A 25,368-nucleotide genomic window follows, 5' to 3' on the forward strand; every position below is an offset into this window, starting at 1 on the left:
GTGACGCAAACCTTACGGCAGCGGCAGCACCACGCACTGGCACCCGCCGCCGCTCGCCTGGCACGTCGAGCCGAGCGAACAGGTGCCGCCGCACGCCGGTGCAGATGCCTGCGCACATGTCGGCAGCCCCGCCGACACGCAGATGCACGAATTGCCGCTTGCCATGCACGTCGATCCGACGTCGCACGTTCCTCCGCACGCGGGCGCAACGGCCGTTCCGCATGCCGGCGCGCCCGGTGCACCGCACTCGCACGCACCACCGACGTCCTGGCAGACCTCGCCGTTCGGGCAGACGCCGCCGCACAGCGGACCGTCCGCGTCCGTGCATTGCGGCAGCGTCGGGATCACGCATTCGCAGGCGCCCGCGCCGTTGTCGCGGCAGACCTCGCTCGTTCCGGTGCAGCGGCCGCCGCAGACCGGCGAGGTCGCGTCGTCGCAGAGCGGGATCGGCGGAGCGGTGCATTCGCAGACTCCCGAACCGTTGTCTCCGCACGTCTCGCCGTTCGGACATACCCCGCCGCACAGCGGCGCATCCGACTCCTGGCACGACGCGAGCGGCAGCAGCGTCGTCGTGGTGGTCGCGTTGTCGTCGCAGTTCGCGCCGGCGGGGAACTCGTAGACGAGATTCGGATTGCTCTGGCAGCGGATGTCCGCGTTGAAACTGAGGATGTATTTGCCCGGGCCCGGCAGTCCGCCGGTGATGTTCACGCCGGCGTTCGACGTCGGGGCGATGCAGAACAGCGCCGAGCTCGACGGTTCGAACGGATCCGCAACGCCGCTGGTCGTGATCGGATCCGGGAAGCATCGCCGGATATCAATGATCGTGCACGACCCAGCCTGGTAAGGCGTGCAATCCGCGTCGCTCGAGCACGCGATGAAACCGCGGTTGTCGGGATGCACGACGCCGTCGCAGTACTTGTCGACCGGCCCCGTCACGCAGTGACCGTCGGAGCCGCACTGGAAGTTCTCGCAGGCGTTCAGGTTGACGCCTGCCCCGCCGCCGTCGCTGCAGGTGCCGGCACCCGACGCCGCGCATTGCGCGTCCGACGAGCAGCCGAGGTTGCCGTTGCCGGTGCAGACGCGGCACGGACACAGCGCGCCGTTCGGCGTCTGGCACGGAAGAGTAGCGGTAAGACTTTGCGGCCCGGTCGATGCGTTGAGCTCGATCAGAAGCCCGGTGCCGCTGACGTTGGCCGCCGACGCGGGCATGCAGTCGAAGCTCGTCGGACCGAACGTTGCGTGCGCGCCGTTCTCGTCGCACGCGTTGCTGCTCACGCCGCCCGCGCACACTCCGTCGCGCACGCCGTCGTTCGGCTTGATGTCGCCCTCGCAGGTCGGACACGGCGCGGTCTGCGAAATGCCGAGATGGACCACCGACGCGAGCCGGATCTGGTCGTGCCATTCTCCGGTCCGCAGGTTCATCGTGCCGCCGTAGTCCTGGCGGATGCGGCTGATCACGCACGCCGGAGTCCCGCCCGACGACAGCGCGAGCGGCGCACCGAAATAACATCGGCAGGTCGGGTCGACCGAGCCGCAGTTGGCCGGATCGGAGCCGTTGACGACCGAGCAGTTCTTGGTCGAATCGGCCGTGCAGCGGCAGATCGATGCGGGATTTGCCGTATCGGTGTTCAGATCGATCTCGCAGTTCTCGCAGTTCTCGTCGCAGGTCACGTTGACGGTGTCGCCGGTGTGATCGGGCACGTCGACGTCGAGTGCCTTTCCGGACCATCCGGTGCTCAGCGAGGTATGCGACGGGAAGTTGCCGTAGCGTGCGTGAATCGAGCGGATGATCGTCGCAGGCTGGCACGGGCCGGTGCCGTCGGCGACGCAGTTGCACGAAGAGCCGAGCGACACGCACGTCGATCCTTCGCTGCATGTGCCGTTGCAGGTCGGGAACGTGTCCCCGCATTCGGAGGACGGGATCGTCGTGGTGGTCGTGGCTCCGCTGCCGCCGGAGAATCCGTAAGCCAGCCGGATCAGCGTCGCGCCGTGAACATCGGCACTCGAGCGCGAACAGCTCACCAGCTGTGCGGCGTCGTCCGAGCACGCCTCGAGCTTGCCGAGAACATCCGAAGAGAAGCTGCAGCGCTTGGCGACTTTCTCTGCATAGTGGTCGCGCGCTTTGGTGATGCGGCCTTTCGGGTCGTCGTCGTCGCACGTATATGCCGCGCCGCCGCCGGATTCGTCCGCGTCGTTCTGGCAGCGCCGCCGCTCGCCGAGATACGTCAGCGCGACGCGACCGACGCCCTTTCCGAGAGTCCCCTGGCAGACGCGCAGCGGATCGAGCAGTGGCTCGTCAGGGTTTCCTTCGGAATCTGCGTAAAGCTGTCCGGCATGAACATCGGCCAGCGCCGCGAGGCAGGCCGCAACCTCGCCGAAATCGTCGATGCCCGTCGTCGTTCCGCCGTCGTCGGCGCTGCGCGCGGGCGCAGGGCACTCCTCATAATTCGCAAGCAGCGAGCTCGCCGTCGTGCAGGTGCCGACAATGGTTTCGCGAAGCGTATCCTGCGCGCGCGCGAGCCGTCCGCCGGCATCAGCCTGCGCGGCGTCGTTGCAGTTGATGTCGAGTGACATGTCGCCCGAGCTTCTGGCCTGGTTGCACCTGGCGATGAGCTTGGCGACCGAGCCGAGATAGCGCGTCAGCCCGCCGGCGATCGCGTCGCGGCAGCCGATCTCGGCGGACGTCAGCGCGTGCGAAGGCGACGGAGAAAGAACGGCCAGAAGGGCGAACACTGCGAGCAGCCGCTGGGTACGCATGGGCGGGTCCCTCCAACTTTCATTTCCGTCCCGGCACGCACGGCAGGGTCCGGAGACGCGCCGGTCGGCAAGAAGCGGCGCTACTACGACTTCGATACTTTACTTACAGTATTCTCAGCAAGGGGGCCGTGCGTTTTTGATCTCAGCCGAGGGGGACAACTTGGATCGTATTTTCAATGACTTACGGCGATAAGCGTTGGCCGATTCACTACTTACAACCATTTTACGAGTTGCACCGCGGAGCCGCTGTGTTGCACACCCACGCACCCGCGATAGCTGTTGGCGATGGCAACCCATCCGCAGGCCGCCATTCTTCTTCCCCCGCCCGCCGCCGCCCGTTACCTCGAGTTCGGGCTACGAAAGGACGCGACGCGCACGAAAGCGGCCGCTGCGCTGGCGAGCCTCGCGGCTGCAGCACCCGTCGACGGCGTTTCCGTGCTGACCGGCTTCGGACTGTCGCTCGCGGACCTGCTCGGCCTGCGGATTCCGGGCCTGCGCGAATTTCCGACGCTCGCAAGCACACACGTCGAGATTCCGTCGACGCCGCGCGCGCTGTGGATCTGGATACGCGGCGAGGATCGCGGAGAGATCCTGCTGCGCTCGCGCGCGATCGAACGGGCGCTGTCGTCCGCCTTCGATCCTGCGAGCAGCGTCGACGCGTTTCGCTACGACATCGGCCGTGACCTGACCGGCTACGAGGACGGAACGGAAAATCCAAAGGCCGAAGCTGCAACCGAAGCTGCGATCGTCGGCGGACGCGTTGACGGAGCGGCGCCGGCCGGCTCGAGCTTCGTTGCAGTCCAGCTCTGGCAGCACGACCTCGTGCGCTTCGCGGCCATGGACAAGGCGTTGCAGGACTGCGTGATCGGACGCGAGCGCATCAGCAACGACGAGATCGCGGACGCGCCACAGTACGCACACGTCAAGCGCACCGCGCAGGAAAGCTTCGATCCGCCTTCGTTCGTGGTGCGGCGCTCCATGCCGTGGTCGGACGAAACGCGCGAGGGCCTTATGTTCGTCGCATTCGGCGCAACGCTCGATGCGTTCGAGCGGCAGCTCCGGCGTATGGCCGGACTCGACGATGGAATCGTCGACGGCGTGTTCCTGTATTCGAAACCGCTCGCCGGTTCGTACTACTGGTGTCCGCCGGTCGTCGACGGACGCGTGGCCCTCAGCGGGCTCTGACGGCCGAGAAATCGAGCCGTGCCGTCGTGGTTCCCGATCGCCGTCGCCGCAGCCGTGCTCTACGGCGCGCATCAGATCTTCACGCGCCTTGCGGCCGACCGGATCGGCGACGGTCTCGGCGGCTTCGTCGTCGAAGCCACCGCCGCGGTGACGATCCTCGCCTACCTTGCGTTCCTGTGGCTCACCGGACGCTGGGACCAGAAATTCACTGCGCCAGGCGTCGGTTATTCGATGCTGACCGGCGTCTGCGTGGGCGCAGGCACCGTCGCGTTCTTCCTGCTGTTCCAGCGAGGAGGACCATTGTCGGCGGTGCCGGTGATCCTCGCGGTCGGAGCGGCGATGATGGCGCTCGCCGGGTTCGCGGTGTTTCACGAAACGGCAAGCTGGCAGCGGCTGCTCGGCATCGCGCTTGCGATCGCCGGCCTGCTGCTGCTGCGGCGCTGATCCGGTCCGTCAGTGCGTTCCCTGGAGGAACCCCGCGATATCGAACGCCTTGACGACGGTGCCTTCGGACTCGCCGTAGTTGTAGTACCAGCCCTTGTCGTCGGAGGCTGTATGCAGCGGCAGCTCGCAGCGGGTGATGTGGTCGATCTGCATGTCGATCATCACGTAGCCGGGCAGATAGAACTCCTCGAACGATCGACCGCCTGCGTCGGCGCGCACCTTGGTTCCGAATCCCCATGTCTGGTGGAGCGCTTTCCAGAGCTTGCCCTGGTCGTCGTAGATCTCGGTATACGGCACCAGCCAGCTTTCCTTGTCGACGTAGACGACGCGGCGGGCGAACGCGTACTCGGGCAGCAGCGAGCGGCCTTCGAGCACGTAGACGTCGCGCATCTCCCACGGCTCGTTCGCCGCGAAATCGGCCGGCGCGGCCTGCCAGTGGACCGGCACGTGCTCGGAATGCATTGACGCCAGCATTTTCTTCGATCCGACCAGGCGCCAGTCCATCCACGCGGGGTTGCCCGCGTAGCCGGTGTAGCTGTCGAGGTCCATGTCCTGGCCGAAGATGCCCTGCGACCGCTGCGCGGTGCTCAGTCGCCGCACGCGGCGCATGACCGGATAATAGATCCAGCCGTCGTCGGGACGATGGACGTCGGTGTAGCGAATGAAGTTCCAGCCTCCGCCCTTGAGATCGAACGGCTCGATCAGCGGGTACTGCAGCTCGCGATAGCGGATTCCCTCGATGTTCGGCATCGACGGGCGCGGCTCGTGGTAAAGCCGGCCGACATAGTACAGCCGCCTCCAGTGCTCGATCTGGAACGTCCGCTCGCGTTCGAAGCCGCGGCCGCTCGAGATCGTCCCGATCTCGCATCCCATCTTGCGAGCGTCCATGTCGTCGACGATCAGACGCGACTGCTGGTTGAAGACGATCTTGATCGCGGCATCCGGATCGCCGGCCTGCACGAGAGGAAACGGAATCCCGGCGACGAAATTGCGCATGTCGCGGCGATCGGGCGTCAGTGTGACCTGATCGTGGTAGCGCTGGGTTGCCTCGGCACGCGCGTCTTCCATCGGGATCGGCTTCGTCGCTGTGACGCGAAGGGTCGCGCCTCGAAGCAGCGCCCACTGCACCGACGGACCGAGCAGCGATTGATAGCGGTCGATATCGCCGGCACGAACCACGTCGCCCGCAGATGGAAAGGCCTCGGGATCATGGATGGCCGCCGCGACGACGACGGCTGGCGCTGCGGCGTTCATTGCGGAAGACGACGCGGCAGGTAGCGCGGGCTCGGCAATCTGCGGCAAGCCCGCGGCTGCCGGTTTGACGACCCGCGGCGCGCGCCGGACCACTGCCTTTCGTACGGGCAGCGCCGGTTTTTTCCTCACTGCCGTCGCGGGCTCGTGCGATGCGGCGTCCGGCGCGGGCGCTTCCGGTTCGGAAGCAGACGCCGCCGGCATCTCGGGCGCTTCCGGCACCGGCGCCGGCACGCCGAGCAGTCGCCGAAGCACTTCGTATTCTTCGGGGCTTCCTACTGCCGGTTCATCCGCGCGCGTCGGTGCGTGGTTTGCGGGATTTTCCGGCGCCTGCTGGGCCAGCCCGATTCCCGCGAATCCCACCGCGCATGCGGCTACGAGCGAACAAGCGATTCTCGTCCGCATGCGACTCCCCGCACGCGGACGAAACTTTGCACCTACTAACATTCCCGCTCCCCTCAGCTCGCAGCGCGCACACTGCAACAACGCACGCGCAGTGAACGTGCCGGAGCGATGACGACTGCCAGGTCGTTGATGCCTCTGTGGAGTTGGAGCCATCCCAACGCAAACGCAGTTGGGGGATTTTTCAACAGCCCCCGCGTTGGCACACGGCTATGCACATCGGTGTATGCACCGATCGCGGCGCTTTTTTGCCGATCGCAGAAGATCGCTCTGATCGTGTCGCGCTTCCTCTGAGCTTGTGCGCGACGCCGTGAATCGCAATGCCGCCATCTCCTGCGGTTGCGGCCTCTCGTGTGTGATCACCCGAATGCAAGGACTTGCTGCATGCGAAACAGCGTCGCCATGGTGTCGACGAAGGAAAGACGCATGTCCGAACGGATCGACAAATACGAAATCGTGGAGCCCATCTGCCGCGGCGCTGCAGGCGTCGTGTACCGCGCAATGGATTTGCGCCTGAAGCGGCCGGTTGCGCTCAAAGTCTTCTCCACGGGCCGCGCGCTGGCGGACGAGCTTCGGGCGCGCCTGCTGTGCGAAGCAAGGTTGTGGTCGGCGCTCGGGCACCCGAACCTCGTCAGCATCCACGACGTAGGCGAAGAGCAGGACGGCTCTTACGTGGTCATGGAATTGCCGGAAGGGCCGACCCTCGACCAGGTGCTGCGCGAATCCGCGACGATCCCGCTCCAGCAGAAAATCTCGATCATGATCCAGCTTGCCGGTGCGCTGCACTATGCGCATCAGCGCGGTCTCGTGCATGGCGACATCCGGCCGGCGAACATCGTTCTTCCCGACGACGGCACAGTGAAGCTCGGCGACTTCGGCATGAACAAGCCGTTCGATTCCAACAGCCCCGACGAGCTTGCGGCGGCAATCACGCCGTACACGGCCCCCGAGCAGCTGCACGCGCGCGTCGATGCACGCTCGGATCAGTACGCACTGGGCGCCGTCTTCTACGAGCTGCTTTGCGCGCAGCCGCCCTATGCAGCAAGCGGTGGAGCGTCTGCGCGCGAGATGCTTGCAAGCGAGCGTCCGCGATCTCTGCGCGAGATTGCTCCAGGGCTTCCAGGCGATCTCGTGCCCATCGTCGAACGCGCGATGCGGGCCGAGCCGTCCGAGCGCTATTCCGATCTGCGCCAGATGCGCAGCGAGCTCGAGACTGTTCTCGCGAGGCTCGTCGCCGCGGAAACCAGTGCGCGGCAGGCGCTGAGTCCGGGGAAGCTCGGCGCGGCGCCATCACTGTCGTTCGACTCGAACGAAAAGCCCGCGCGACGCGTGGCCGATGATTTCCGCGGCTGGCAGCGGTCGAACGGGACGCTGGTCGCGTTCGCTTCCGTTGCATTGTTCTCTCTCGCCGTTGCGTGGTGGACGGCGCAAGAGACGCGCACGGCACCCGCGCCGCAGGCAGCAGCCGGCACCTCGCCGCGCGTTTCTGCTCGCGTGGATTCCGCCGTCGTTCGCGACGCCGCCACCCGGGAATCGGCCGAGGCCGCACGCGACCGCGCATTGGCGGCGCGATACGGATCCGCCAAATCCGAAGCCACGTACTATGCGGCGGACCTGCACCTTGCCGCGCAGCGCAAGGAAGCCGAGGCGGACGCGGCGATCGCAAGGAACGACTTCGCGACCGCCACGGTTCTCTACGACATGGCGCGCGACGGATATGACCTGGCCGCACAGAAGGCCGAGCTCAAGTCGACGACGCTCGACAAGCAGAACGTCGATGCGCAGGTTGCCGCCGACGCGGCCCGCAGCGGATCGAAGACAACCGTCGGCTCTGCCGAGATCACTGCACAGCCGCCGTATGCGGACGTTCGCAACCCCGAGATCCCGGCCGATGCATCGGAGCGCTACGGACGCGTCGTCTATCCCGGCGCCCCGTACGAGAATCCCACTGCAACCGAACAATCCGGACGCATCCGGCCGAAGATCGTCGAGCCGCTCCAGCCGCTCGATCACGTTTCCCAGGAACGCGTGCAGCCCCAGGACCGTTCGAAGCCGCTGGCCGGGTTCGCGGCCGTCTTCGCGGAGCCGACGGACGGCAATCACCACGGCGGAACGTGGGGAGCCTGCTGGCGAAGCGATCCTGCGAGTGCACGCGAATGCGCAAAGGCGAGCTGCGAAAACGGGCGCACGTCGAGCCAGCCCTGCGTACAGCTTGCGCTGAGCCGGCCCGGCGAACACTGCGCAGTCGCGAGGGCTACCGGATTCGGCGTCTCGTGGGGAGCGTGCAGCACGAGCCGTTCGGAAGCCGAAAGCGCTGCGCTCAGCGGCTGCCGCGACGAGACTATGCGCAACTACGGTTCGACGTCGGCCGCGTGCGCGGTCGCGTGGTCGACGGCGCAGTAGCGCGCAACGTTGCCGGCTCGAGTACGGCTTACGCGGCTGCCGCCTGCCTCAACGCATCGCCTGTTGCCTGGTCGGCGGGGAAGAACGCTTCGATCGCGAGCTCCGACAGCGTGATGTCGACCGGCGTTCCAAAGACCGTGATCGTGCTGAACAGCGACAGCACACCGGCCGCCGTCCGAAGCTGAAGCGGAATCACGACGCCTCCGTAACCGCCGTCGGCGCTTCGCGGCGCGGAGGTTCGCGCAGGCGCTGCTTCATCAGAAGGCACGGGATACGCAGCCAGCTCGCGATGCAGCTCCGCCAGCACCGGGTCCGCGCTCGAATCGATCTGGCGGCGAAGCCGGACCAGCAGATGCTCGCGCCACTCGGCGTGATTGACGATCCTTGGCGCGAGCCCGCCGGGATGAAGGCTCAGGCGCAGCACGTTGATCGGTGGAGTGACGAGCGCCGGTGTGATGCCGGCCAGAAGCGGCGCGAGGGCGCGGTTGGACGCAACCAGCGTCCAGTGACGATCGACCGCGATCGCAGGATACGGCTCGTGCCCCTGAAGTACGAGATCGACGGCCCGCCGCGCCGACGAAAGCGCAGGATCGTCGAGCGAACGCTCGCGAAACGTCGGCGCAAAGCCCGCCGAAAGCAGCAGCGAGTTGCGCTCGCGAAGCGGAACGTCGAGCAGCTCGGCGAGATGAAGCAGCATCTCGCGGCTCGGCTGCGCGCGGCCGGTCTCGAGAAAGCTCAGATGTTTGGTGGAGATCTCGGCCTCGCACGCGAGATCGAGCTGGCTGCGGCTGCGCCGCTGCCGCCACTGGCGAAGCATCGTTCCGACGGGCTGTGCCTCGGTGATCATGCGCGCGAATCTAACGTGCGCATTGCCGCGTTGCCATTACCTGCGAGGTAATCGACAACCGGCACGACCGGTCGCATCGTGGCGTCACTTTCAACGCAAGGAGAACGCCATGACCATATCCTCCAGGAATCTTCTTCCTCGCAAAGCCTTTCTCGCCGATGACCGGAGGTACGCGTGATGCCGTACGTTACGACCGCCGACGGCTGCAGTCTTTTCTACCGCGACTGGGGATCAGGCTCTCCGGTCGTGTTTCTTCATGGATGGGGTCTCGGATCCGGCATGTGGGAATACCAGATGCCGTGGCTCGTCGATCAGGGGCTTCGATGCGTCGCCTTCGACGCGCGCGGATGCGGACGCTCGGACGATCCGGGGCGCGGATACGATTTCGACACGCTCGCGAGCGACCTTGCGGTCGTGCTCGAAAATCTCGATCTGACCGGTGTAACGCTGGTTGCGCACTCGATGGCAAGCGGGACCGTCGCACGCTACCTGACCCTGCACGGTGCAACTCGAATCGCGCGCGTGCTGCTGCTGGCACCGACGACTCCATTCGTGCTGAAGACCGGGGACAATCCGCACGGCGTGGACAAGGCGGCGTTCGACTTCACGTGCGACCAGCTTGCGCGCGACCGGCCGCGCTTTCTCGCGGCCGGTGCCGAAGCATTCTTCGGCCGCGGCACCGAGCAGTCTCCGGTATCCCGCGAGATCATCGAATGGGCAGTAGGTCTTGCGCTGCAGGCCTCGCCGCGAGCGACGATCGGCTACGTGCGCACGTTCTCCGAGAGCGATCTTCGCGGCGACCTGCGGTCGTTCACGGTTCCGACGCTCGTCATCCATGGTGATGCGGACCAGAGCACGCCGCTCGAGCTGACCGGTCGCCCGACGGCCCGCGGCATCGACGGCGCGCGCCTCGTCGTCTACGAGGGAGCCGCTCACGGGCTTTTCTTCACGGAGAAGGAACGGCTCAATCGCGACCTGCTCGAGTTCGTTTCCTCGTAGCGGCTCCGCGATATACGGGTCCTCACGTGAAGGCAGGTGCATTTCCGGATGCACCTGCCTTTGCCACAAAAGCGAGGAGCTCCCGCGATGACTGTCACGATCCGACCCGCGAGGCCCGAAGACGCCGAGATCTGCGGCACGATCTGCTACGAGGCGTTCAACCACATCGCCGGCAAGCATGGCTTTCCGCCGGATTTCCGTTCGGCGGACATCGCGATCGGCGCGATGTCGATGTTCCTCACGCGCAGCGACGTCTACGCGCTCGTTGCCGAGACAGGCGGCAGGATCATAGGCAGCTGCTTCCTGTGGGAGACGTGCGCGATCGCCGGCATCGGGCCGATCACCGTGTCACCTGCGGATCAGGACAGTGGCGCCGGCCGCCGGCTGATGGACGCCGTGCTTTTGCGCGTCGCGGAAAAAGGCGCTCCGGGCGTTCGGCTGGTGCAGTCGGCGTATCACAGCCGCTCGCTGTCGCTGTACACGCGGCTCGGCTTCGACGCGCGCGAGCCGCTGTCGGTGATCCAGGGCGAGCCGATCGGAATCTCGATTCCCGGCCATCCTGTCCGCAAGGCCTCGACCGACGACGTTGCCGCGTGCAACCGCCTGTCGATCGCAGTCCACGGACACGAGCGCTTCGGCGAGATTCAGGATGCCGCCGGACAGGGCACGCTGATCGTCGTCGAGCATGACGGCCGCCTCACGGGATACTCGACGACGGTGGGATTCTTCGGACATTCGGTCGGCGAGACCAACAACGACATCAAGGCGCTCGTCGCCGCGTCGCCCGGCTTTGCCGGCATGGGCTTCCTGCTGCCGACTCGCAACAGCGATCTCTTCCGCTGGTGCCTCGCGCACGGGCTGCGCGTGGTGCAGCCGATGACGCTGATGTCGCGGGGATTGTACAACCAGCCCGACGGCGCGTTCCTTCCGTCGATCATCTTCTGATCGATCGGCTGCACGCGCCCGACCTGCCGATTGCGCCAGATGGACGCGGTGTTCGGTTCACGCGCCGGGAAGCTTCCCTTCGAGGTACTGCGGCTCGATCACGCGCTCGCGGATCCGCCATCCCCTGGGAGTGCGCACGAACCGGTCGCGGTAGACCGCGCCGACCCACAGCATTTCGACGCTGCCGTCGTCGCGCGGATAACCGAGCGGATTGAACAGGTAGCACGTGCTCGACGCTTCGTCGCCGTGCAGATCCACGGAGATGTTGGTCACGAGGTGCTGGACCACGGTGAAGATCGACAGTGCGCGCTCGAGCCACTGCTTGATCTCACCGAGACTGCCGCGGATGCCGCCCGACGCGGTGTAGTCGCCGATGCCGTCGGCAGTGAATACTTCGTCGAGGAGCGCGAAGTTCTTCGTGTCGATCGCCGCGCTGTAGCGAACCAGCACGTCCTGGATGGCGAGACGGTCCGCGATTTGTGAAAGCTGGTCGTGCATCGCCCGAGCATCGCGCTGCGGCCGCGCCGAGTCCAGACCTGCGCCGGCTTTTCTCCGGAGCCGCCGTCCATGTAGAACGCGCGCGGACGTCTGTTCGTCTCGACCGGCAAGGCCTGAGCGGACATCGCGGACATGGGAAATCCGGCGCACATCACGATCGGCTATCAGGACGGATGCCTTCACCCGTTGTGGCTCACGAAGGCCGGCGTGACCGTCGCCCGCGCGTTCGGCGCCGACGCGATCTGGGTACCCGATCACTTCATGGGCTTCGCGCCGAAATGGCTATGGACGCCCGACGTCGTGCCGGCCGCCAGGACCGTGCATTCGATGGATGCGCTGTTCGATCCGGTGCCGATCATGACATGGATCGCTATGAGGTTTCGCCGGCCGCTTGTCGGAACCTCGGTCACCGAGCCGATCCGCCGCCACCCGATGTCGCTCGCGCAGACGTTCGTGACGCTCGACCACATCTCGCGCGGTCGCGCCGTGCTCGGCATCGGCAACGGACTGCGCGAGAACACCGAGCCGTACGGGCTGCCCTCGGACGAGCGCGTCGCGCGCCTCGAGGAAGCGCTCACCATCATCCGCATGCTGTGGGACAGCCGCGGCGCGCCGATCACGTTCGACGGGAAGTACTGGCCGCTTCGCGATGCCGTCTTCGACCTGCCGCTGTACAGGAACCGGCCGCCGCGCCTGTACATGGGCGCGCATTTCCCGCGCATGCTCCGCATGTGCGGTCGCTGGTGCGACGGCTGGTTGCCCGGCCAGAAGATCGACGGCGCCGAGTATGCGCGCCGACTCGCCATGATCGCCGAAGGTGCGGAAAGCGCCGGCCGTTCGATGGACGGCTTCGTGGCCGGCCAGACGCTTCTGGTCGCGATGGGAAAGAGCCGCCGTCACGTGGTCGAGAAGGCGCTCGCGAACAGGTACGTCGCCTGCATGGCGTGCGGGCTTCCGCCCGACGTGTGGAGGCAATGCGGCCTCGAGCATCCGATGGGCGAGGACTTCATGGGGTTCCTCGACCTCGTGCCGTCGCGCATCACTCCGGCCGAGATCGATCGTGCGCTCGCGCAGCTGAACGAGGCGCTGCTCGATCGCCTTTTCTTCATGGGCAGCACCGACGACATCCTCGCGATGGCCGAGCCGCTCGCGCGCGCCGGATGCCGTCACTTCATCGTTGCGAACATGGGCGCTGCGTTCCTGACGGAAACCGCGCGCGATGCGGTCGAAGACCTGGTGCGCCTGAGGGCACTGATGAAGGGATTGAGAAGACTGGCCTGAGCGTGGCCGTCGACGCGGATCAGGTGCGCGGGATTTTTTCCTGCGGGCTTTCGATCCCCGGGCGCTGCATCTCACTCATCTCGTTCATCAGGGCGACGAGTCGCTCGTTCTTGTGTTCCCACAGCTCGCGGACCCATGCCTGCACGCGCTCGCGATAGACCGTGTCGTCGGTGTAGTTGCCGCGCCGGATGTCCTGGGGAATCGTCTCGACCGTGACCTCGGCGATCACGCGCTCGACCTTGCCGGTCAGCCAGTCGCGAAAATCCATGTTCGGCCGGCTGTACGCGATCGTCACGTTGACGAGCGTGTCGAGGTCGCCCGAGAATGCATCGAGCACGGCCGCGATCCCGCCGGCTTTCGGCTTCAGAAGATGGCTGTGCGGGGATTTGTACTGGTCGCGCTTGGCCGGAGAGAAGCGCGTTCCCTCGACGAAGTTCATGATCGAGATCGGGCCGAGCCGGAAGCGGTCGCAAGCACGCCGCGTGCTCTCGAAATCCTTCCCGCGCAGCTCCGGGTGCCTGGCCAGCTTGGCCGCGGAGTAGCGCTTCATGAACGGCATATCGAGCGCCCACCACGCAAAGCCGAGCAGCGGGAAATAGATCAGCTCCGACTTGATGAAGAAGCGCAGGAACGGGATGTGGTCGATCAGCAGGTACTGCAGCAGCAGCACGTCGGTCCACGTCTGGTGGTTGCTGGCCACGAGATAACGGCCGTCGCGCCGCAGCCGCGGATCGTCGAGGCCGCGAAACTCGAAACGCGTCGGCAGCGCGAGCCTCTGGAAGAAATTGTTGCCGTGGATCCACGCCTCGGCGACGACGACCAGCGGCCTGGTCCACCAGTGACGCCAGCGGTCGTTCGGAATGGCAAACTTGATGACCGCCAGGAACAGGATCGGAACGAAACAGACGAACGTATTGATGGTGATCGCCATCAGCAGAAGCAGGCCGAGCAGGGGACCCGGGAGAAATCGGTACATGTGGTGCTCGCCTTGTTTCCGATGCTGAACCGTTTTCCGCGCTGCGATCGTATCGTGCGAGGCGAGCGGCTGGTCCGGACGGCCGCTAGATACGCACCTCGACGGGCAAAAAAAAGCCCGCGATCGTCCGCGTGCGACATGCGGTGCGTCATGCGAGCGAAGCAGGCGCGGTCGCGCCCCGCTACCGTGGCGTTTCGTAAGGTCCGGCGATAGCGTTCGGCCGTGATGAATGCGCCCATCGTGATCACCGGAGCCAACGGGCTCGTCGGCTCGGCTCTCGCAGAGTTCGCTCGCGACGGCGGGTTCGCTGTCCGCAGCCTCGTGCGACGGCCCGACGGATCGCCGGGCCAGTACGCGTGGGATCCGGCCACTCGTTCCGTGGATCCGTCTGCGCTCGATGGCGTGCAGGCGGTCGTGCATCTGGCCGGAGAGAACATCGCCGACCGCCGCTGGACGGACGAAACGAAGAGCCGCATCCTCTCGAGCCGCACGCAGGGGACACAGTTTCTGTGCGAGACGCTGGCGCGGCTTCGCAAGCCACCGCAGGTTCTCGTCTCCGCATCGGCCGTCGGGTTCTACGGAGATCGCGGCTCCGAGCCGCTCGACGAAACATCGAGCCGCGGCCGCGGTTTCCTGGCAGAAGTATGCGAGCAGTGGGAGCAGTCGACGTCGGTCGCGCGCGACGCCGGCATTCGCGTGGTTCTGCTCAGGCTCGGCGTCGTGATGACTCCCGCCGGCGGTGCGCTCGCGAAGATGCTTACTCCGTTTCGCTTCGGCGGCGGAGCCACGCTCGGCAGCGGCGAGCAGTACGTGAGCTGGATCGCGCTCGAGGACCTGCTCGCCGCCATCGTCCATTGCATCGGCGAGAGCCGCCTCGACGGCCCCGTCAATGCGACGGCGCCCGCGCCGGTGACCAACGCCGAGCTCACTCGCACGCTGGCATCGGTGCTCCGCCGGCCGGCATTCCTGCGCGTGCCGGCGTTCGTGCTTCGCGGGCTGCTCGGGGAGATGGCCGACGAGATGCTCCTCGCATCGGCAAAAGTGTTGCCGCGACGGCTCGACAAGAGCGGGTTCGTTTTTCGCTACCCGGAGCTCGGCGCGGCCTTGAGCGCGATGCTGGCCGGATAACGACCCGCTCTAGCCAGAGAACGCGACGCAGGACCGGAACGGTGCCGCATTCTGCCCGCCGCAGCCAGAGGTAGCGCGTCAGACGTGATTGCGCAGCAGCAGCTCGCGCGGATGCGGCTCGAGATAAGTCTGGCGCGCAAGGGTTTCGATGCCGTGAAGGTCCACGTAGTGGCGCACCAGCGTGATCGGCACGACGAGCGGTACCAGCTCGCGGCGGTAGTCCTCGATCACTGCCGCGAGCGCCGCGCGTGCGCGCGCATCGAGGACGTTCCGAAACTGGCCGAGCATGTGCTGCAGCACATTGACGTGGCGCCGCCGGACCGCAGGTTTTGCAAGCGCGGCGAGGAACGCCGTGCGGTACTGCGCAGCGACCTCCGAACGCGGCATGGCGGATGCTCCCGCGACGATCCTGCCGAGCGCGGTCGCAGCAGCCGGCTGATGCGCCGACAGCAGCATCTTTTCGCGCGTGTGAAAGTCGACGAGGGATTTCATCGTCCAGCGGCCGGCGAAGAGCCCTGCGACGCGGTGATGCGCAAACACGCGCTCGATGAAGCTCTCGCGCAGCACCGCATCGCAGAGCCTGCCTTCTTCCTCGACGGGAAGATGCGGCAGAGCCGCGAGAAGCTCGGCGGCGAAGATTCCCGAGGTCGAATCCGACGGCATGCCGGCGCTCGTGTAGACGCGTACGCGCTCCATTCCGCACGACGGCGAGGACTTCTTCAGGATGTATCCGCAGATTCCGAGACGCGACAGCGCCGCGATCCGCCGGCGCGCGAACCGGCGCATCGTATCGGTATGGTCGGCCCCGCTGGTCACGCCGCGCATGCGAACCTCGCCGCCGGTTCGCACCAGGCGCACCGGCTCGCGCGGCGTTCCCATGCCGGCTTCGACTTCGGGGCAGACCGAGACCATCTCGAAGTGTGCGGCAAGCACGTCGGTCACGTAGCGATCGTGTTTGTGTCCGGCATCGTAACGCACCGGCTCGCCGAGCAGGCACGCCGAAACGCCGACGCGAATCCTCGCAGACGGCAACGGCTCACCCGATAGCTCCGCGCGCCCGGCCTTCTTCTCAATCGTTCTGCCGGAAAATTTTCGCACTTCGGCCACGACCGGCTTATACCGCGATGCAGGTGCACAGGAAGCCGGCTGTTACTGGCGCCCGCTGATTCGGGGGAGGTGCAATTGCGATGCTGCTGACCACGTTCGCCGCAATATTGACGCTGTTCGTGATGCTCTGGGTGGCCAGCCTCATCCTTCACGACGCGAGCATTGCCGACCGGTTCTGGGGCATCGGATTCCTCATCATCGCATCGTCGGCGTCGGCGGCGACCGACGGTGCCGTCGTGCGTGCGCATCTCGTGCTCGCGCTGACCGCGATCTGGGGAGTGCGCCTGTCGCTGTACATCATGATGCGCAGCATCGGCGCGGGAGAAGACTTCCGCTACCGGCAGATGCGCCGGCACTGGGGGGAATCGTTCCCGCTCGTCAGCCTCGTGACGGTCTTCGGGCTCCAGGCCGCCATTGCGTGGATCGTCTCGCTTCCGGTGCAGGCTGCGATCGCCGCGCGAACGCCGGCCGGTCTGACGCTTCTCGATTTCGCCGGCGTAGGCATGTGGACGGCCGGATTCCTCTTCGAGACGATCGCCGACTTCGAGCTCGCGCGCTTCAAGTCCGATCCCCGCAACCGCGGCCGGCTGCTTGATCGCGGACTGTGGCGCTACAGCCGTCACCCGAATTATTTCGGCGATGCGCTCGCGTGGTGGGGACTGTGGCTGATCGCCGGAGCAACGGGCGCGTGGTGGACCGCCGTCGGGCCCGCGCTGATGACGTTCCTGCTGCTGCGGGTCTCGGGCGTCTCCCTGCTCGAAAAGAACCTGCGCAAGGCCCACGGCGACTACGAATCGTACTGCCGCCGCACGAGCCCGTTCGTGCCGATGCCGCCGCGCGGCGGCTGAGCGGCGGCTGCAGGCTAGTCGCCGCTGCGGTGCCGCGCGATCTCGCCTTCGACCATGTAGATCACGTCCTCGGCAATGTTCGTGGCATGATCCGCGATGCGCTCGAGATAGCGCGAAACCGAAAGATAGTGCGTCAGCGTCGCAAATTCCGACGGATGCCGCCCCACCGCGTCCTCGACGCGCCGGAACGTGTCGCGATGCATCGAATCGGCCTCGTCGTCCATCGCGCAGACCCTGCGCGCGAGCCTGGCATCGAGATTCACGAGCGCATTGAGCGCCTCCGACAGCATCGAGCGCACGAGCTTTGCCATCGCGCCGACGTCGAGCGGCTTCTCGCTCACCTCGGCCACGCTCGAAAGGAACACCGCGCGCTCGCCGATGTTGACCGCCAGGTCGCCGATGCGTTCGAGATCGCTGTTGAGCCGGATGCACGCGACGATGAAGCGCAGGTCCTGCGCGACCGGCTGGTGCAGCGCGAGCAGCTTCAGGCATTCCTCTTCGACTTCCACTTCGAGCGCGTCGATGTGCGAGTCGAAATCGATGACCTGCTGGCCTGCCCCCGCGTCGCGGGCGTTGATGGCGGCAACGCTGCGCGCGACCGATTCCTCGACGAACGCGGCGAGCGAGAGAATCTGCTTCTTCAGCTTCTCGATTTCGAGATCCAGGTGCTTCGGCATTGCGTTCCCTCTTCCTTACCCGAACCGACCCGAGATGTACGCTTCGGTCGCTTTCCGGTGCGGCCTGCTGAACATCTCGAGCGTTCCGCCGTACTCCACCAGCCGGCCGAGATACATGAATGCCGTGAAATCGCTGGTCCGCGACGCCTGCTGCATGTTGTGCGTGACGATCAGAATCGTGTAGTCGCCGCGCAGCTCGGCGATCAGGTCTTCGATGCGCGACGTGGCGATCGGGTCGAGCGCCGAGCACGGCTCGTCCATCAGCAGCACTTCGGGGTCGGCCGCGATCGCGCGCGCGATGCACAGGCGCTGCTGCTGTCCGCCCGACAGGCCGAGCGCGCTCGCCTCGAGACGATCCTTGACCTCGTCCCACAGTGCGGCGCCGCGAAGGCTTCGCTCGCAGACCTCGTCGAGCACGCGGCGGTCGCGCTCGCCGTCGATGCGCAGCGGGTAGACGACATTCTCGCGGATGCTCATCGGGAACGGATTCGGCTTCTGGAAGACCATGCCCATGCGCTTGCGGAGCTCGATGACGTCGATCGCCGGATCGTGGATCGAGTGGTCGCCGAGGCGCATGTCGCCGCGGATGCGCACGCCTTCGACCAGATCGTTGAGGCGGTTGACCGAGCGCAGCAGCGTCGACTTGCCGCAGCCGGATGGACCGATCAGCGAGGTGACCTTGCGACGATCATCGAGACGTCGAACAGGGCCTGGCTCTGGCCGTACCAGAGGCAGAACTTCTCGATCGTAACCGCTGCCTCCTCGCCCGCCAGCGAGCGATGCGTCTCGGTCGCCGCGTCTTTCGCCCGCGCCGCATCGTCAAGGACGGTGTCTGTCGAGGCCATGGTCCGGATCTCCGTCTCGAGCTGCATCAGAACTGGCTCGTCATGAACCGGCGGCGCAGGCGCGCGCGCAGCCAGATCGCAGCGAGGTTGAGCGACGCAATGATGGCGATCAGCAGGAGCGTCGTCGTGTAGACCATCGGCTTTGCGGCTTCGCTGTTCTGACTCTGGAAGCCGACGTCGTAGATGTGAAACCCGAGGTGCATGAAGCTGCGCTGCAGATGAACGAACGGCGCGACGCCGTCCACGGGCAGCTCCGGCGCGAGCTTGACGGCGCCGACCAGCATCAGCGGCGCAACTTCGCCCGCGCCGCGGGCGATCGCGAGGATCATGCCGGTCAGAATTCCCGGCATCGCGCGCGGCAGTACGATGCGCCGGATCGTCTGCCACTTGGACGCCCCGCACGCGTACGATCCTTCGCGCATCGAATTCGGAACCGCCGCGAGCGCTTCCTCGGTCGCGACGATCACGACCGGCAGCGTCAGCAGCGCGAGGGTCAGCGAAGCCCACAGGATGCCGCCGGTGCCGAACGTCGGCGTCGGCAGCTTTTCGGAAAAGAAGACCTGGTCGATGCCGCCGCCGACGATGTAACAGAAGAACCCGAGCCCGAACACGCCGAAGACGATGCTCGGCACACCGGCCAGATTGTTGATGGCAATGCGCACGGCGCTCACGACGAAACCGCCGCGCGCATACTCGCGCAGGTGAAGCGCCGCCAGCACACCGAACGGCGTGACCAGCATCGACATCAGCAGCGTCATCGCGAGCGTGCCGAAAATGGCCGGAAACACCCCGCCTTCGCTGTTGGCCTCGCGCGGCTCGTCCGTGACGAATTCCCGCCAGCGCGACAGGTAGACGGACAGCTTACCGGTGAGCGTGAGCTGGTTGGCCGGATACGCGCGCACGACATCGGCCAGCTCGAGTCGCTTCTCTTTCCGGTCGCCGGTGCGAAGCACGAGGCCGTAGCGGGCATTCTCGGCATCGAGCGCGCGGATCTGCTCGCGGATCGCGGCGAACTCCGTGTCGGCGTCGGCCTCGAGGTCCTGGGCCGCCTTTGCCGCGGCGTCGTGCTGTGCGGAGCGGCGTCCGTACCGGACATCGGCCGCGCGCACCGCGAGACGCGCGGCTTCGAGCCGGCGGTTGACGCGGCCGATTTCGTCGACCTCGAGCGCACGCCGCTTGTGCCAGCGCGAGGCAACTTCGCCGAGCGTTGCGTCGAGATTGTCGATGATCGCCTGCGGAGTGTCGGCAACGGCGACTCCATCGACGAGGAACTGAACCGGATCGCCGTAGAACCTGCCCCATGCGCGACGTTCGACAACCATCGCCCACGGCGGCAGCGATTCGGTGCGAACCTCCGGCTCGGACACCCAGCGGAAATGCTCGCCGGTCATTTCGAAGTTTCCGGTGCGCACGAGCCGGCGTCGCACGGCGGTCAGAGCGGCATCGGCCGCCGGATTCGCCGAAACAGCGGCGGATGCGGCGGACGGTGCGGCGTCGGCGGCCGCATTCGCAGATGCCGCAGCCTGCGCCGGCTTCGTCGAATCGGGCCCGGCCACCGGCGTGTAGAGCTCGCTGCGCGTGACCTCGCCCATCGCGACCACGCCGCCCGTGGTCTCGATGCGAACGACCGGAACCGGCCAGAACGTGTCGATGCCCTGGACGATGACGAGCACCAGCAGGCCCGCGATCATCATCAGCGAAATCGCAAGGCCGCCCGACGTGAGCCACAGCATCGGCTCTCCGTACGCGCTGAGGCCGCGCAGGCTGCTGCGCGGCGAGCGGCGGGGGCGGCGGTCGCCTTTCACGGCCTCGTCCGATTCGGGAACGAGGCTCACAGGCTTGCGGCCCTGCTGCGAAAGCGCAGCCGCACGAGCTCGGCTGCGGTGTTCAGCACGAACGTCATGATGAAAAGCGTAAACGCAGCCAGGAACAGCGTGCGGTAGTGCGAGCCGCCCCGTACGGCTTCGGGCAGCTCGACGGCGATATTGGCCGACAGCGTGCGGAAACCATTGAATACGTTCCACTCGAGAACCGGAGTGTTGCCGGCCGCCATCAGCACGATCATCGTCTCGCCGACCGCACGGCCGAGGCCGATCATCATCGCCGAGAACAGGCCGCTCATCGCCGTCGGGATGACGATGCGCACGGCCGTCTGCCAAGGCGTTGCGCCGAGCGCGAGCGAGCCCGCGCGGAGACTTTCCGGAATGCTCGACAGCGCGTCTTCGGCGATCGTGTAGATGATCGGGATGATCGCAAACGCCATCACGAAGCCGACGACCAGCGCGTTCCTCTGCACGTAGGTGCCGAGAAACGTCCCGCGAAGATCGAGTCCGGCCGCCGAGAGCAGCGAAGCCGCGCCCCATGCCGCCGCAATGGCTGCGACCGAAGCCGCGAGGAATACAGCGAGCGAGCGGACGGCAGCGCTGCCACGTTCGGTGCGGCGGCCGATGCGACCGACGACAACGGCCGCGGACGTCGCCGTGAGCGGCAGCGTCACGAACAGCCATCCTGCGGTTGCATCTCCGATCCGGCCGTCGAGCCAGCGATGGATGTCGCCGGCGAACAGGTGCCGCTCGAGCGCGGGACCGACGATTACCGCTGCAGCGACACCGGCGAGGATTGCGACACCCGCGAGCGCGAAGCGCGCCTCCTCGAGCTTCGCACGGCGGCCGCTGCCCGCGAACTGCCACAGGTGCGCGGCCAGAAGCAGCGAGAACGGAACCAGCACGACGGCGGCGAGAACTTCGGTCACCGACCGCTCGACGAGCGGAGCAAGGACGAGCGCGGCCAGAAATCCGAGCACGACGCTCGGCAGGCTCGCCATCATTTCGATCGACGGCTTGACGACGGCCTTGACCTCGGGCCGCAGGAACTCGCTCGTGTAGATCGCGGCCATCAGCGCAATCGGCACTCCGAACAGCATCGAGTAGAACGTGGCCTTCATGGTACCGAACACGAGCGGCCACAGGCCGAGCTTCGGCTCGAAGTCGTCCGAGCCGCTCGACGACTGCCAGACGTGATCCGGCTTCGGATAACCTTCGTAGAGAACGGGCCTGAACAGCGAGCCGGCAGAGACCTCCGGGTGCGGCGCGTCGAGCTCGAATGCTTCGAAACGGCCGTCCCACGCGACGACCGTCTTGTCGTCCGGCAGCATGGCGAGCGCCGAAATGGCATTGCGTGCATGCGACTCTGCGACAAGGCGCTCGGACGTGACGTGGTAGATGCGAACGGTGCCGTCGGCATAGCCGGCCGCCAGCAGGCGCGTGCGCGGCGACGGGATCAGCGCGGTCACTGCAGCAGGGCCGGCCTGGAGATCGTGTGCGCGGATGAAGTGCGCGCCATCGCCGGTGGCCATCGTTGGCGCCGGCACCTTGAACCACGCGTGCAGGCCGCCGCGCGTGTCTCCGACGACGATCGTGTTCTTGCCGGTCAGGAACGTCGCCGAGCTGATCTGCGCCTGCGGATCCCGCAGCAGGTCGAGCTCCTCGACGATCGCGGGCTTGGCGAGGTCGCGGACGTCGACACGCACGGCATGTCCGTCCTCCCAGACCGCAAGCGCGTTGTCGCCGAGACCGCGCAGCAGCACCCATTTCGGAAGACCGCGTGCAGCGACTTCGAGGCGAATTTCTCCGGACTCGGTCGAAAGCTCGTCCTTGCCGGTCATGAAGTTCTGCGTCGTGCTGACCTGCGTGACGCGCAGCACGCCGTTCGTATCAATGGATGCGAACGCGGGCCCGTTCGATGTCACCGACAGATCGACGGCGTGGATCGCCGCGTTCTCCACGAGCGGAATGGGATCGTCGACGGTGTAGCCGATGCTCCGCAGCGCAAACTGGTCGGCGTTGACGCGCTCGCCGACTTTTCCTTCGAGCAGAAAGTGATCGCCTGCTTTCCGGTCGCGCAGCGCTTCGGGCATCTGGTCTGCATCGCGGTATTCGGTGCGGTTTTCGACGCGTGCGAAGCGAACGCTGCCGTCGGCGAACCCGAACACGCCCTCGCCGGCTCGAACCGGAAACGCGAACGACACGGGCGGCACCGCGAACGGATGGATTTCCTCGAGCGTGCTGCCGTCCGCGGTCGCGATCGTCACGAATCTTGCCGCGTCGGTCCACGCCCACATCGTCGAGAACTGGTCGTCGGCGCCGGCGGCAAGCACACGCTCGCCCGCCGCAAGTCCGGAGCTCAGCTCGAGCGGCGCAGAAATCGACTCACCTCGCAGCAGCGGCCAGACGACCCAGAGCAGGAACAGGAAGACCGTCGAGATCGCGCCGATCGTGGCGACGCCTCCGATGCGGATCACGGAGCGTGCGACACGATCGGCGAGACGCACGGACGACCTCGTCCTGCGGTCCTGCCTCTTTCTTGAAACGGCACTCATCGCGCCATCGCAGCGGATGCGAATCTTTCGACGGCCGTCAGTTCAGCCCGGCTGCGGTCTTCGATTTTTCACGAAGCGCCGGAGTCAGCGGAAAGTACCCATCCTTGACCACCGTTTCCTGGCCCTGCTTGCTGAGGACGTACGTGAGAAACTCCTTTCGCAGCGGGTCGAGCGCTTCGCCGGGCTTCTTGTTCACGTACAGCAGCAGGAAGCGCGACAGCGGGTATTCGCCGCTGTATGCGTTCGCGAGCGTCGCTTCGACAGGTTTTGTCGTTTCTGTCTTGGCAAGCGGCACGGAGCGTACGTCGGCCGTCTTGTAACCGATGCCGCTGTATCCGATGGCGTAACGATCGCTCGCGACGGCCTGGACAACGGTCGAGCTGCCAGGCTGCTCCTTGACCGAATCCTTGAAGTCACCCTTGGCGAGCGCGTGTTCCTTGAAGTACCCGTACGTGCCCGACGCCGAGTTGCGGCCGTACAGGCTGATCGGCTTGTCCTTCCATTCGCCGCCGAGACCGAGGTCGCCCCACGTCACGATGTCGTTGCTTCCGCTCGCGCGCGTCTTGGAGAAAATTCCGTCGAGCTGTTTCAGAGTCAGCTGCTTGATCGGATTGTCCTTGTGGACGAAGACCGCGAGCATGTCGATGCTGGTCGCAACGGCAGTCGGCTCGTAACCGAAACGCGTCTTGAAGTCGGCGATCTCGGCATCCTTCATCGGACGGCTCATCGGACCGAACTGCGCGGTGCCTTCGACGAGCGCCGGCGGCGCAGTCGACGAGCCCTTCCCTTCGATTTCGATCTGGACGTTCGGGTAGAAGGTCTTGAAGCCTTCCGCCCACAGCGTCATCTCGTTGTTCATCGTGTCGGATCCGACGCTCTTGATCGTTCCGGACACGCCCTTGACCGGGCTGTATGCGGGTATCGAAGCATCGATTCCGACCTGGGCAGCTGCGGGCCGGCCGGCAAGCGATGCCGCAGCAAGAAGGGACAGCGTGAAAGCGTGCGAAAATTTCATCATCGATTCTCCTGTTACCAGCTGATGCGGAGCCCGGTCGTCACGCCCCAGCCGTTGTAGTGTCCTCCATCGTGAGGAGCGTCATCCATGTTCGCGTACTGAAGACCGGTCTGCCATTTCAGCTTGTGGCCGTAGAAATACTTGTTCAGGCCGAGGTAGATCTCGTGGTACTCGTCGCCCACCGGCTTGCCGTTGCTGACGCCGACGACCTTGTTTTCGTAGCGTGCGAGCCGGATGCCGTTCGGGTCGTCGCTTGAAATTCCGGTGTAACGAAGCACGACCTGCCAGGTCTCGAAGAGCTTGACGGCCGGCATGATCTGGCCGCCGACCAGGTCGCTCTGCGTGCCGTATCCGTCGGCGTAGTCGACGTCCGTGTAGAGGCCCCAGCGTCCTTTCTCCCACTGCGTGCTCAGCGACAGCACGTGCTCGTTCGGACGCGTGAAGTCATTCTGTGGGTCCGGGTTCTGGTAGACGTAGTCGAGCCGGATCAGAGCTTTGTCGATGCCGACGATCGAATTCAGGTCGTAGCCGCCGCTCACGAGCACGAAGTAGTCGCCCTTGAAATCGCTGAATTCGGAGTTCTGGTCGCCGGCAGTGAAGATGCCGGCGTTGTACGACCACTTGCCCACGTCACCGCTGACGCTGACTCCCGGAATGTACTCGTCGGGGAACCAGAAGTTGTTCGCGACGTTGCTGCGGTCGATCGTAATCAGCTGCGTCGAGCTGGTGCTGCCGTCGAGCGTGAACTTCGCGCCGTGCTTGCCGACCGTCAGGTTCAGCCACTTCCGCGGTGACCACTTGACGTACGCATCGGTCAGCTTGGTATAGACCTCGTCGCAGCCGCTCCCAGTGGTCGGGTCCTTGCACGCTCCGGCGTTCTCGTGGAAGTCCAGGTCGGTCTCGACGTGCGCCGTTACGGTCTTGAACATGAGCGCCTTCAGACCGATGCGCGTGCGACGGTTGACGAAGTTGGTCGCGTCCCCCTGGTCGGCATCGAAGTGGTAGAAATCGACCTGCTCGCGGCCGACGATGCTGAGCTCCTCGATCCACGGATTGGCCGGGTTGCTGTAAAGCTTCGGGAGCGCCCAGATTCTGTCGTAGATCGACTTCGGCGCGGGCGGCGCAGGAGCCGGCGCGGCAGGAGTCGCATTTGCTGCGCTAGCGGTTTCTGCGCTTGCGACATCCACCCCGCCGATGATCGCCGCAGCGAGCGTCAGCCCGGCGATAGCAACCGTTGAAAAAATTTCCCCGCTCCCGGACCGGCGTCTAGCGGCCTGCGAACGGACGAGCCCTTTGTCCATCACCAATGTTTCTCCCTTGCAGACGCCTGCAGTGTTCCGGCTGCAGGCCTGCGGTGTTCCGGCTGGGACCCGCCGTGTTCC

Annotated in this window: 21 protein-coding genes; 8 read left to right on the top strand and 13 right to left on the bottom strand. The window is 65.9% G+C overall.

The genetic code is table 11. The features are described from left to right. Positions 1-12 precede the first annotated feature (12 nt). On the bottom strand, positions 13-2,757 hold the full coding sequence (locus VN634_01105) for a hypothetical protein (GenBank protein HXC49455.1): 2,745 nt from the start codon (positions 2,755-2,757) through the stop codon (positions 13-15). A 285-nt stretch (positions 2,758-3,042) separates the two neighbouring features. Here VN634_01105 and VN634_01110 point away from each other — a divergent pair, with 285 nt between their 5' ends. Next, on the top strand, positions 3,043-3,942 hold the full coding sequence (locus VN634_01110) for a Dyp-type peroxidase (GenBank protein HXC49456.1): 900 nt from the start codon (positions 3,043-3,045) through the stop codon (positions 3,940-3,942). 18 nt (positions 3,943-3,960) lie between these two features. Further along, positions 3,961-4,386 carry an EamA family transporter gene (locus VN634_01115; GenBank protein HXC49457.1) on the top strand — a complete coding sequence of 142 codons (426 nt, stop codon included), beginning with the start codon at positions 3,961-3,963 and terminating at the stop codon, positions 4,384-4,386. Between the two features lie 9 nt (positions 4,387-4,395). Here VN634_01115 and VN634_01120 read toward each other — a convergent pair whose 3' ends face one another. Further along, entirely contained in the window at positions 4,396-6,042 is a 1,647-nt protein-coding gene (locus tag VN634_01120) for a DUF1329 domain-containing protein (protein HXC49458.1), read from the bottom strand. Positions 6,043-6,465: 423 nt separating this feature from the next. Between VN634_01120 and VN634_01125 the strand changes: the two genes are divergently transcribed. Next, positions 6,466-8,442 carry a serine/threonine-protein kinase gene (locus tag VN634_01125; protein ID HXC49459.1) on the top strand — a complete coding sequence of 659 codons (1,977 nt, stop codon included), beginning with the start codon at positions 6,466-6,468 and terminating at the stop codon, positions 8,440-8,442. A 28-nt stretch (positions 8,443-8,470) separates the two neighbouring features. Here the strand turns inward: VN634_01125 and VN634_01130 are convergent, their stop codons facing one another. After that, positions 8,471-9,289 carry a helix-turn-helix transcriptional regulator gene (locus VN634_01130; GenBank protein HXC49460.1) on the bottom strand — a complete coding sequence of 273 codons (819 nt, stop codon included), beginning with the start codon at positions 9,287-9,289 and terminating at the stop codon, positions 8,471-8,473. A gap of 177 nt (positions 9,290-9,466) precedes the next feature. Here VN634_01130 and VN634_01135 point away from each other — a divergent pair, with 177 nt between their 5' ends. Then, positions 9,467-10,288, top strand: a complete 822-nt coding sequence (locus tag VN634_01135) for an alpha/beta hydrolase (GenBank protein HXC49461.1) — start codon at positions 9,467-9,469, stop codon at positions 10,286-10,288. An 87-nt stretch (positions 10,289-10,375) separates the two neighbouring features. After that, positions 10,376-11,233: a GNAT family N-acetyltransferase gene (locus tag VN634_01140; GenBank protein HXC49462.1), complete on the top strand. Its 858-nt coding sequence runs from the start codon at positions 10,376-10,378 to the stop codon at positions 11,231-11,233. A gap of 57 nt (positions 11,234-11,290) precedes the next feature. On the opposite strand, the gene VN634_01145 is transcribed toward VN634_01140, so the two are convergent. Next, on the bottom strand, positions 11,291-11,731 hold the full coding sequence (locus VN634_01145) for a nuclear transport factor 2 family protein (GenBank protein HXC49463.1): 441 nt from the start codon (positions 11,729-11,731) through the stop codon (positions 11,291-11,293). A gap of 132 nt (positions 11,732-11,863) precedes the next feature. Here VN634_01145 and VN634_01150 point away from each other — a divergent pair, with 132 nt between their 5' ends. Beyond that, positions 11,864-13,012: an LLM class flavin-dependent oxidoreductase gene (locus VN634_01150; protein HXC49464.1), complete on the top strand. Its 1,149-nt coding sequence runs from the start codon at positions 11,864-11,866 to the stop codon at positions 13,010-13,012. A gap of 19 nt (positions 13,013-13,031) precedes the next feature. Here VN634_01150 and VN634_01155 read toward each other — a convergent pair whose 3' ends face one another. Beyond that, a complete protein-coding gene (locus VN634_01155) occupies positions 13,032-13,988 on the bottom strand; it encodes an acyltransferase (protein ID HXC49465.1) in 957 nt (318 codons plus the stop codon). A gap of 225 nt (positions 13,989-14,213) precedes the next feature. Here VN634_01155 and VN634_01160 point away from each other — a divergent pair, with 225 nt between their 5' ends. Continuing rightward, positions 14,214-15,116 carry a TIGR01777 family oxidoreductase gene (locus tag VN634_01160; protein HXC49466.1) on the top strand — a complete coding sequence of 301 codons (903 nt, stop codon included), beginning with the start codon at positions 14,214-14,216 and terminating at the stop codon, positions 15,114-15,116. A 78-nt stretch (positions 15,117-15,194) separates the two neighbouring features. Here the strand turns inward: VN634_01160 and VN634_01165 are convergent, their stop codons facing one another. Beyond that, positions 15,195-16,148 (bottom strand): DUF523 and DUF1722 domain-containing protein, encoded by a 954-nt coding sequence (locus VN634_01165; GenBank protein ID HXC49467.1) that lies wholly within the window; start codon positions 16,146-16,148, stop codon positions 15,195-15,197. Between the two features lie 155 nt (positions 16,149-16,303). On the opposite strand from VN634_01165, the gene VN634_01170 reads away from it, so the two are divergent. Beyond that, positions 16,304-17,071: a DUF1295 domain-containing protein gene (locus VN634_01170; protein HXC49468.1), complete on the top strand. Its 768-nt coding sequence runs from the start codon at positions 16,304-16,306 to the stop codon at positions 17,069-17,071. Positions 17,072-17,085: 14 nt separating this feature from the next. Here the strand turns inward: VN634_01170 and phoU are convergent, their stop codons facing one another. The 7 genes from phoU to VN634_01205 all read right to left on the bottom strand — a co-directional run bounded on the left by phoU (position 17,086) and on the right by VN634_01205 (position 25,173). Beyond that, positions 17,086-17,748 carry a phosphate signaling complex protein PhoU gene (gene phoU / locus VN634_01175; protein ID HXC49469.1) on the bottom strand — a complete coding sequence of 221 codons (663 nt, stop codon included), beginning with the start codon at positions 17,746-17,748 and terminating at the stop codon, positions 17,086-17,088. A gap of 15 nt (positions 17,749-17,763) precedes the next feature. Next, complete coding sequence (pstB, locus tag VN634_01180; protein HXC49470.1) at positions 17,764-18,483, bottom strand: phosphate ABC transporter ATP-binding protein PstB; 720 nt, start codon at positions 18,481-18,483, stop codon at positions 17,764-17,766. Next, entirely contained in the window at positions 18,414-18,593 is a 180-nt protein-coding gene (locus VN634_01185) for a hypothetical protein (GenBank protein HXC49471.1), read from the bottom strand. The genes pstB and VN634_01185 overlap by 70 nt, the downstream gene beginning before the upstream one ends. A 26-nt stretch (positions 18,594-18,619) precedes the next feature. Continuing rightward, positions 18,620-20,428, bottom strand: coding sequence for a phosphate ABC transporter permease PstA (gene pstA / locus VN634_01190; GenBank protein HXC49472.1), 1,809 nt, complete (start codon positions 20,426-20,428; stop codon positions 18,620-18,622). After that, positions 20,425-22,923, bottom strand: a complete 2,499-nt coding sequence (locus VN634_01195) for an ABC transporter permease subunit (GenBank protein ID HXC49473.1) — start codon at positions 22,921-22,923, stop codon at positions 20,425-20,427. Before VN634_01195 ends, pstA begins: the two co-directional genes overlap by 4 nt. An 85-nt stretch (positions 22,924-23,008) precedes the next feature. Continuing rightward, on the bottom strand, positions 23,009-23,989 hold the full coding sequence (locus tag VN634_01200) for a phosphate ABC transporter substrate-binding protein (GenBank protein ID HXC49474.1): 981 nt from the start codon (positions 23,987-23,989) through the stop codon (positions 23,009-23,011). Between the two features lie 11 nt (positions 23,990-24,000). Further along, positions 24,001-25,173 carry a porin gene (locus VN634_01205; GenBank protein ID HXC49475.1) on the bottom strand — a complete coding sequence of 391 codons (1,173 nt, stop codon included), beginning with the start codon at positions 25,171-25,173 and terminating at the stop codon, positions 24,001-24,003. Positions 25,174-25,368: the final 195 nt, after the last annotated feature.

This window comes from Candidatus Limnocylindrales bacterium (assembly GCA_035571835.1).
Taxonomy (GTDB): domain Bacteria; phylum Desulfobacterota; class Binatia; order UBA1149; family CAITLU01; genus DATNBU01.

Bases quoted from the DNA above. Each gene is read 5' to 3' on its own strand.
- VN634_01105 (HXC49455.1), bottom strand. From the start codon at position 2,757: ATGCGTACCCAGCGGCTGCTCGCAGTGTTCGCCCTTCTGGCCGTTCTT.
- VN634_01110 (HXC49456.1), top strand. From the start codon at position 3,043: ATGGCAACCCATCCGCAGGCCGCCATTCTTCTTCCCCCGCCCGCCGCC.
- VN634_01120 (HXC49458.1), bottom strand. From the start codon at position 6,042: ATGCGGACGAGAATCGCTTGTTCGCTCGTAGCCGCATGCGCGGTGGGA.
- VN634_01125 (HXC49459.1), top strand. From the start codon at position 6,466: ATGTCCGAACGGATCGACAAATACGAAATCGTGGAGCCCATCTGCCGC.
- VN634_01130 (HXC49460.1), bottom strand. From the start codon at position 9,289: ATGATCACCGAGGCACAGCCCGTCGGAACGATGCTTCGCCAGTGGCGG.
- VN634_01135 (HXC49461.1), top strand. From the start codon at position 9,467: ATGCCGTACGTTACGACCGCCGACGGCTGCAGTCTTTTCTACCGCGAC.
- VN634_01140 (HXC49462.1), top strand. From the start codon at position 10,376: ATGACTGTCACGATCCGACCCGCGAGGCCCGAAGACGCCGAGATCTGC.
- VN634_01145 (HXC49463.1), bottom strand. From the start codon at position 11,731: ATGCACGACCAGCTTTCACAAATCGCGGACCGTCTCGCCATCCAGGAC.
- VN634_01150 (HXC49464.1), top strand. From the start codon at position 11,864: ATGGGAAATCCGGCGCACATCACGATCGGCTATCAGGACGGATGCCTT.
- VN634_01155 (HXC49465.1), bottom strand. From the start codon at position 13,988: ATGTACCGATTTCTCCCGGGTCCCCTGCTCGGCCTGCTTCTGCTGATG.
- VN634_01160 (HXC49466.1), top strand. From the start codon at position 14,214: ATGAATGCGCCCATCGTGATCACCGGAGCCAACGGGCTCGTCGGCTCG.
- VN634_01170 (HXC49468.1), top strand. From the start codon at position 16,304: ATGCTGCTGACCACGTTCGCCGCAATATTGACGCTGTTCGTGATGCTC.
- phoU (HXC49469.1), bottom strand. From the start codon at position 17,748: ATGCCGAAGCACCTGGATCTCGAAATCGAGAAGCTGAAGAAGCAGATT.
- VN634_01185 (HXC49471.1), bottom strand. From the start codon at position 18,593: ATGGCCTCGACAGACACCGTCCTTGACGATGCGGCGCGGGCGAAAGAC.
- VN634_01200 (HXC49474.1), bottom strand. From the start codon at position 23,989: ATGATGAAATTTTCGCACGCTTTCACGCTGTCCCTTCTTGCTGCGGCA.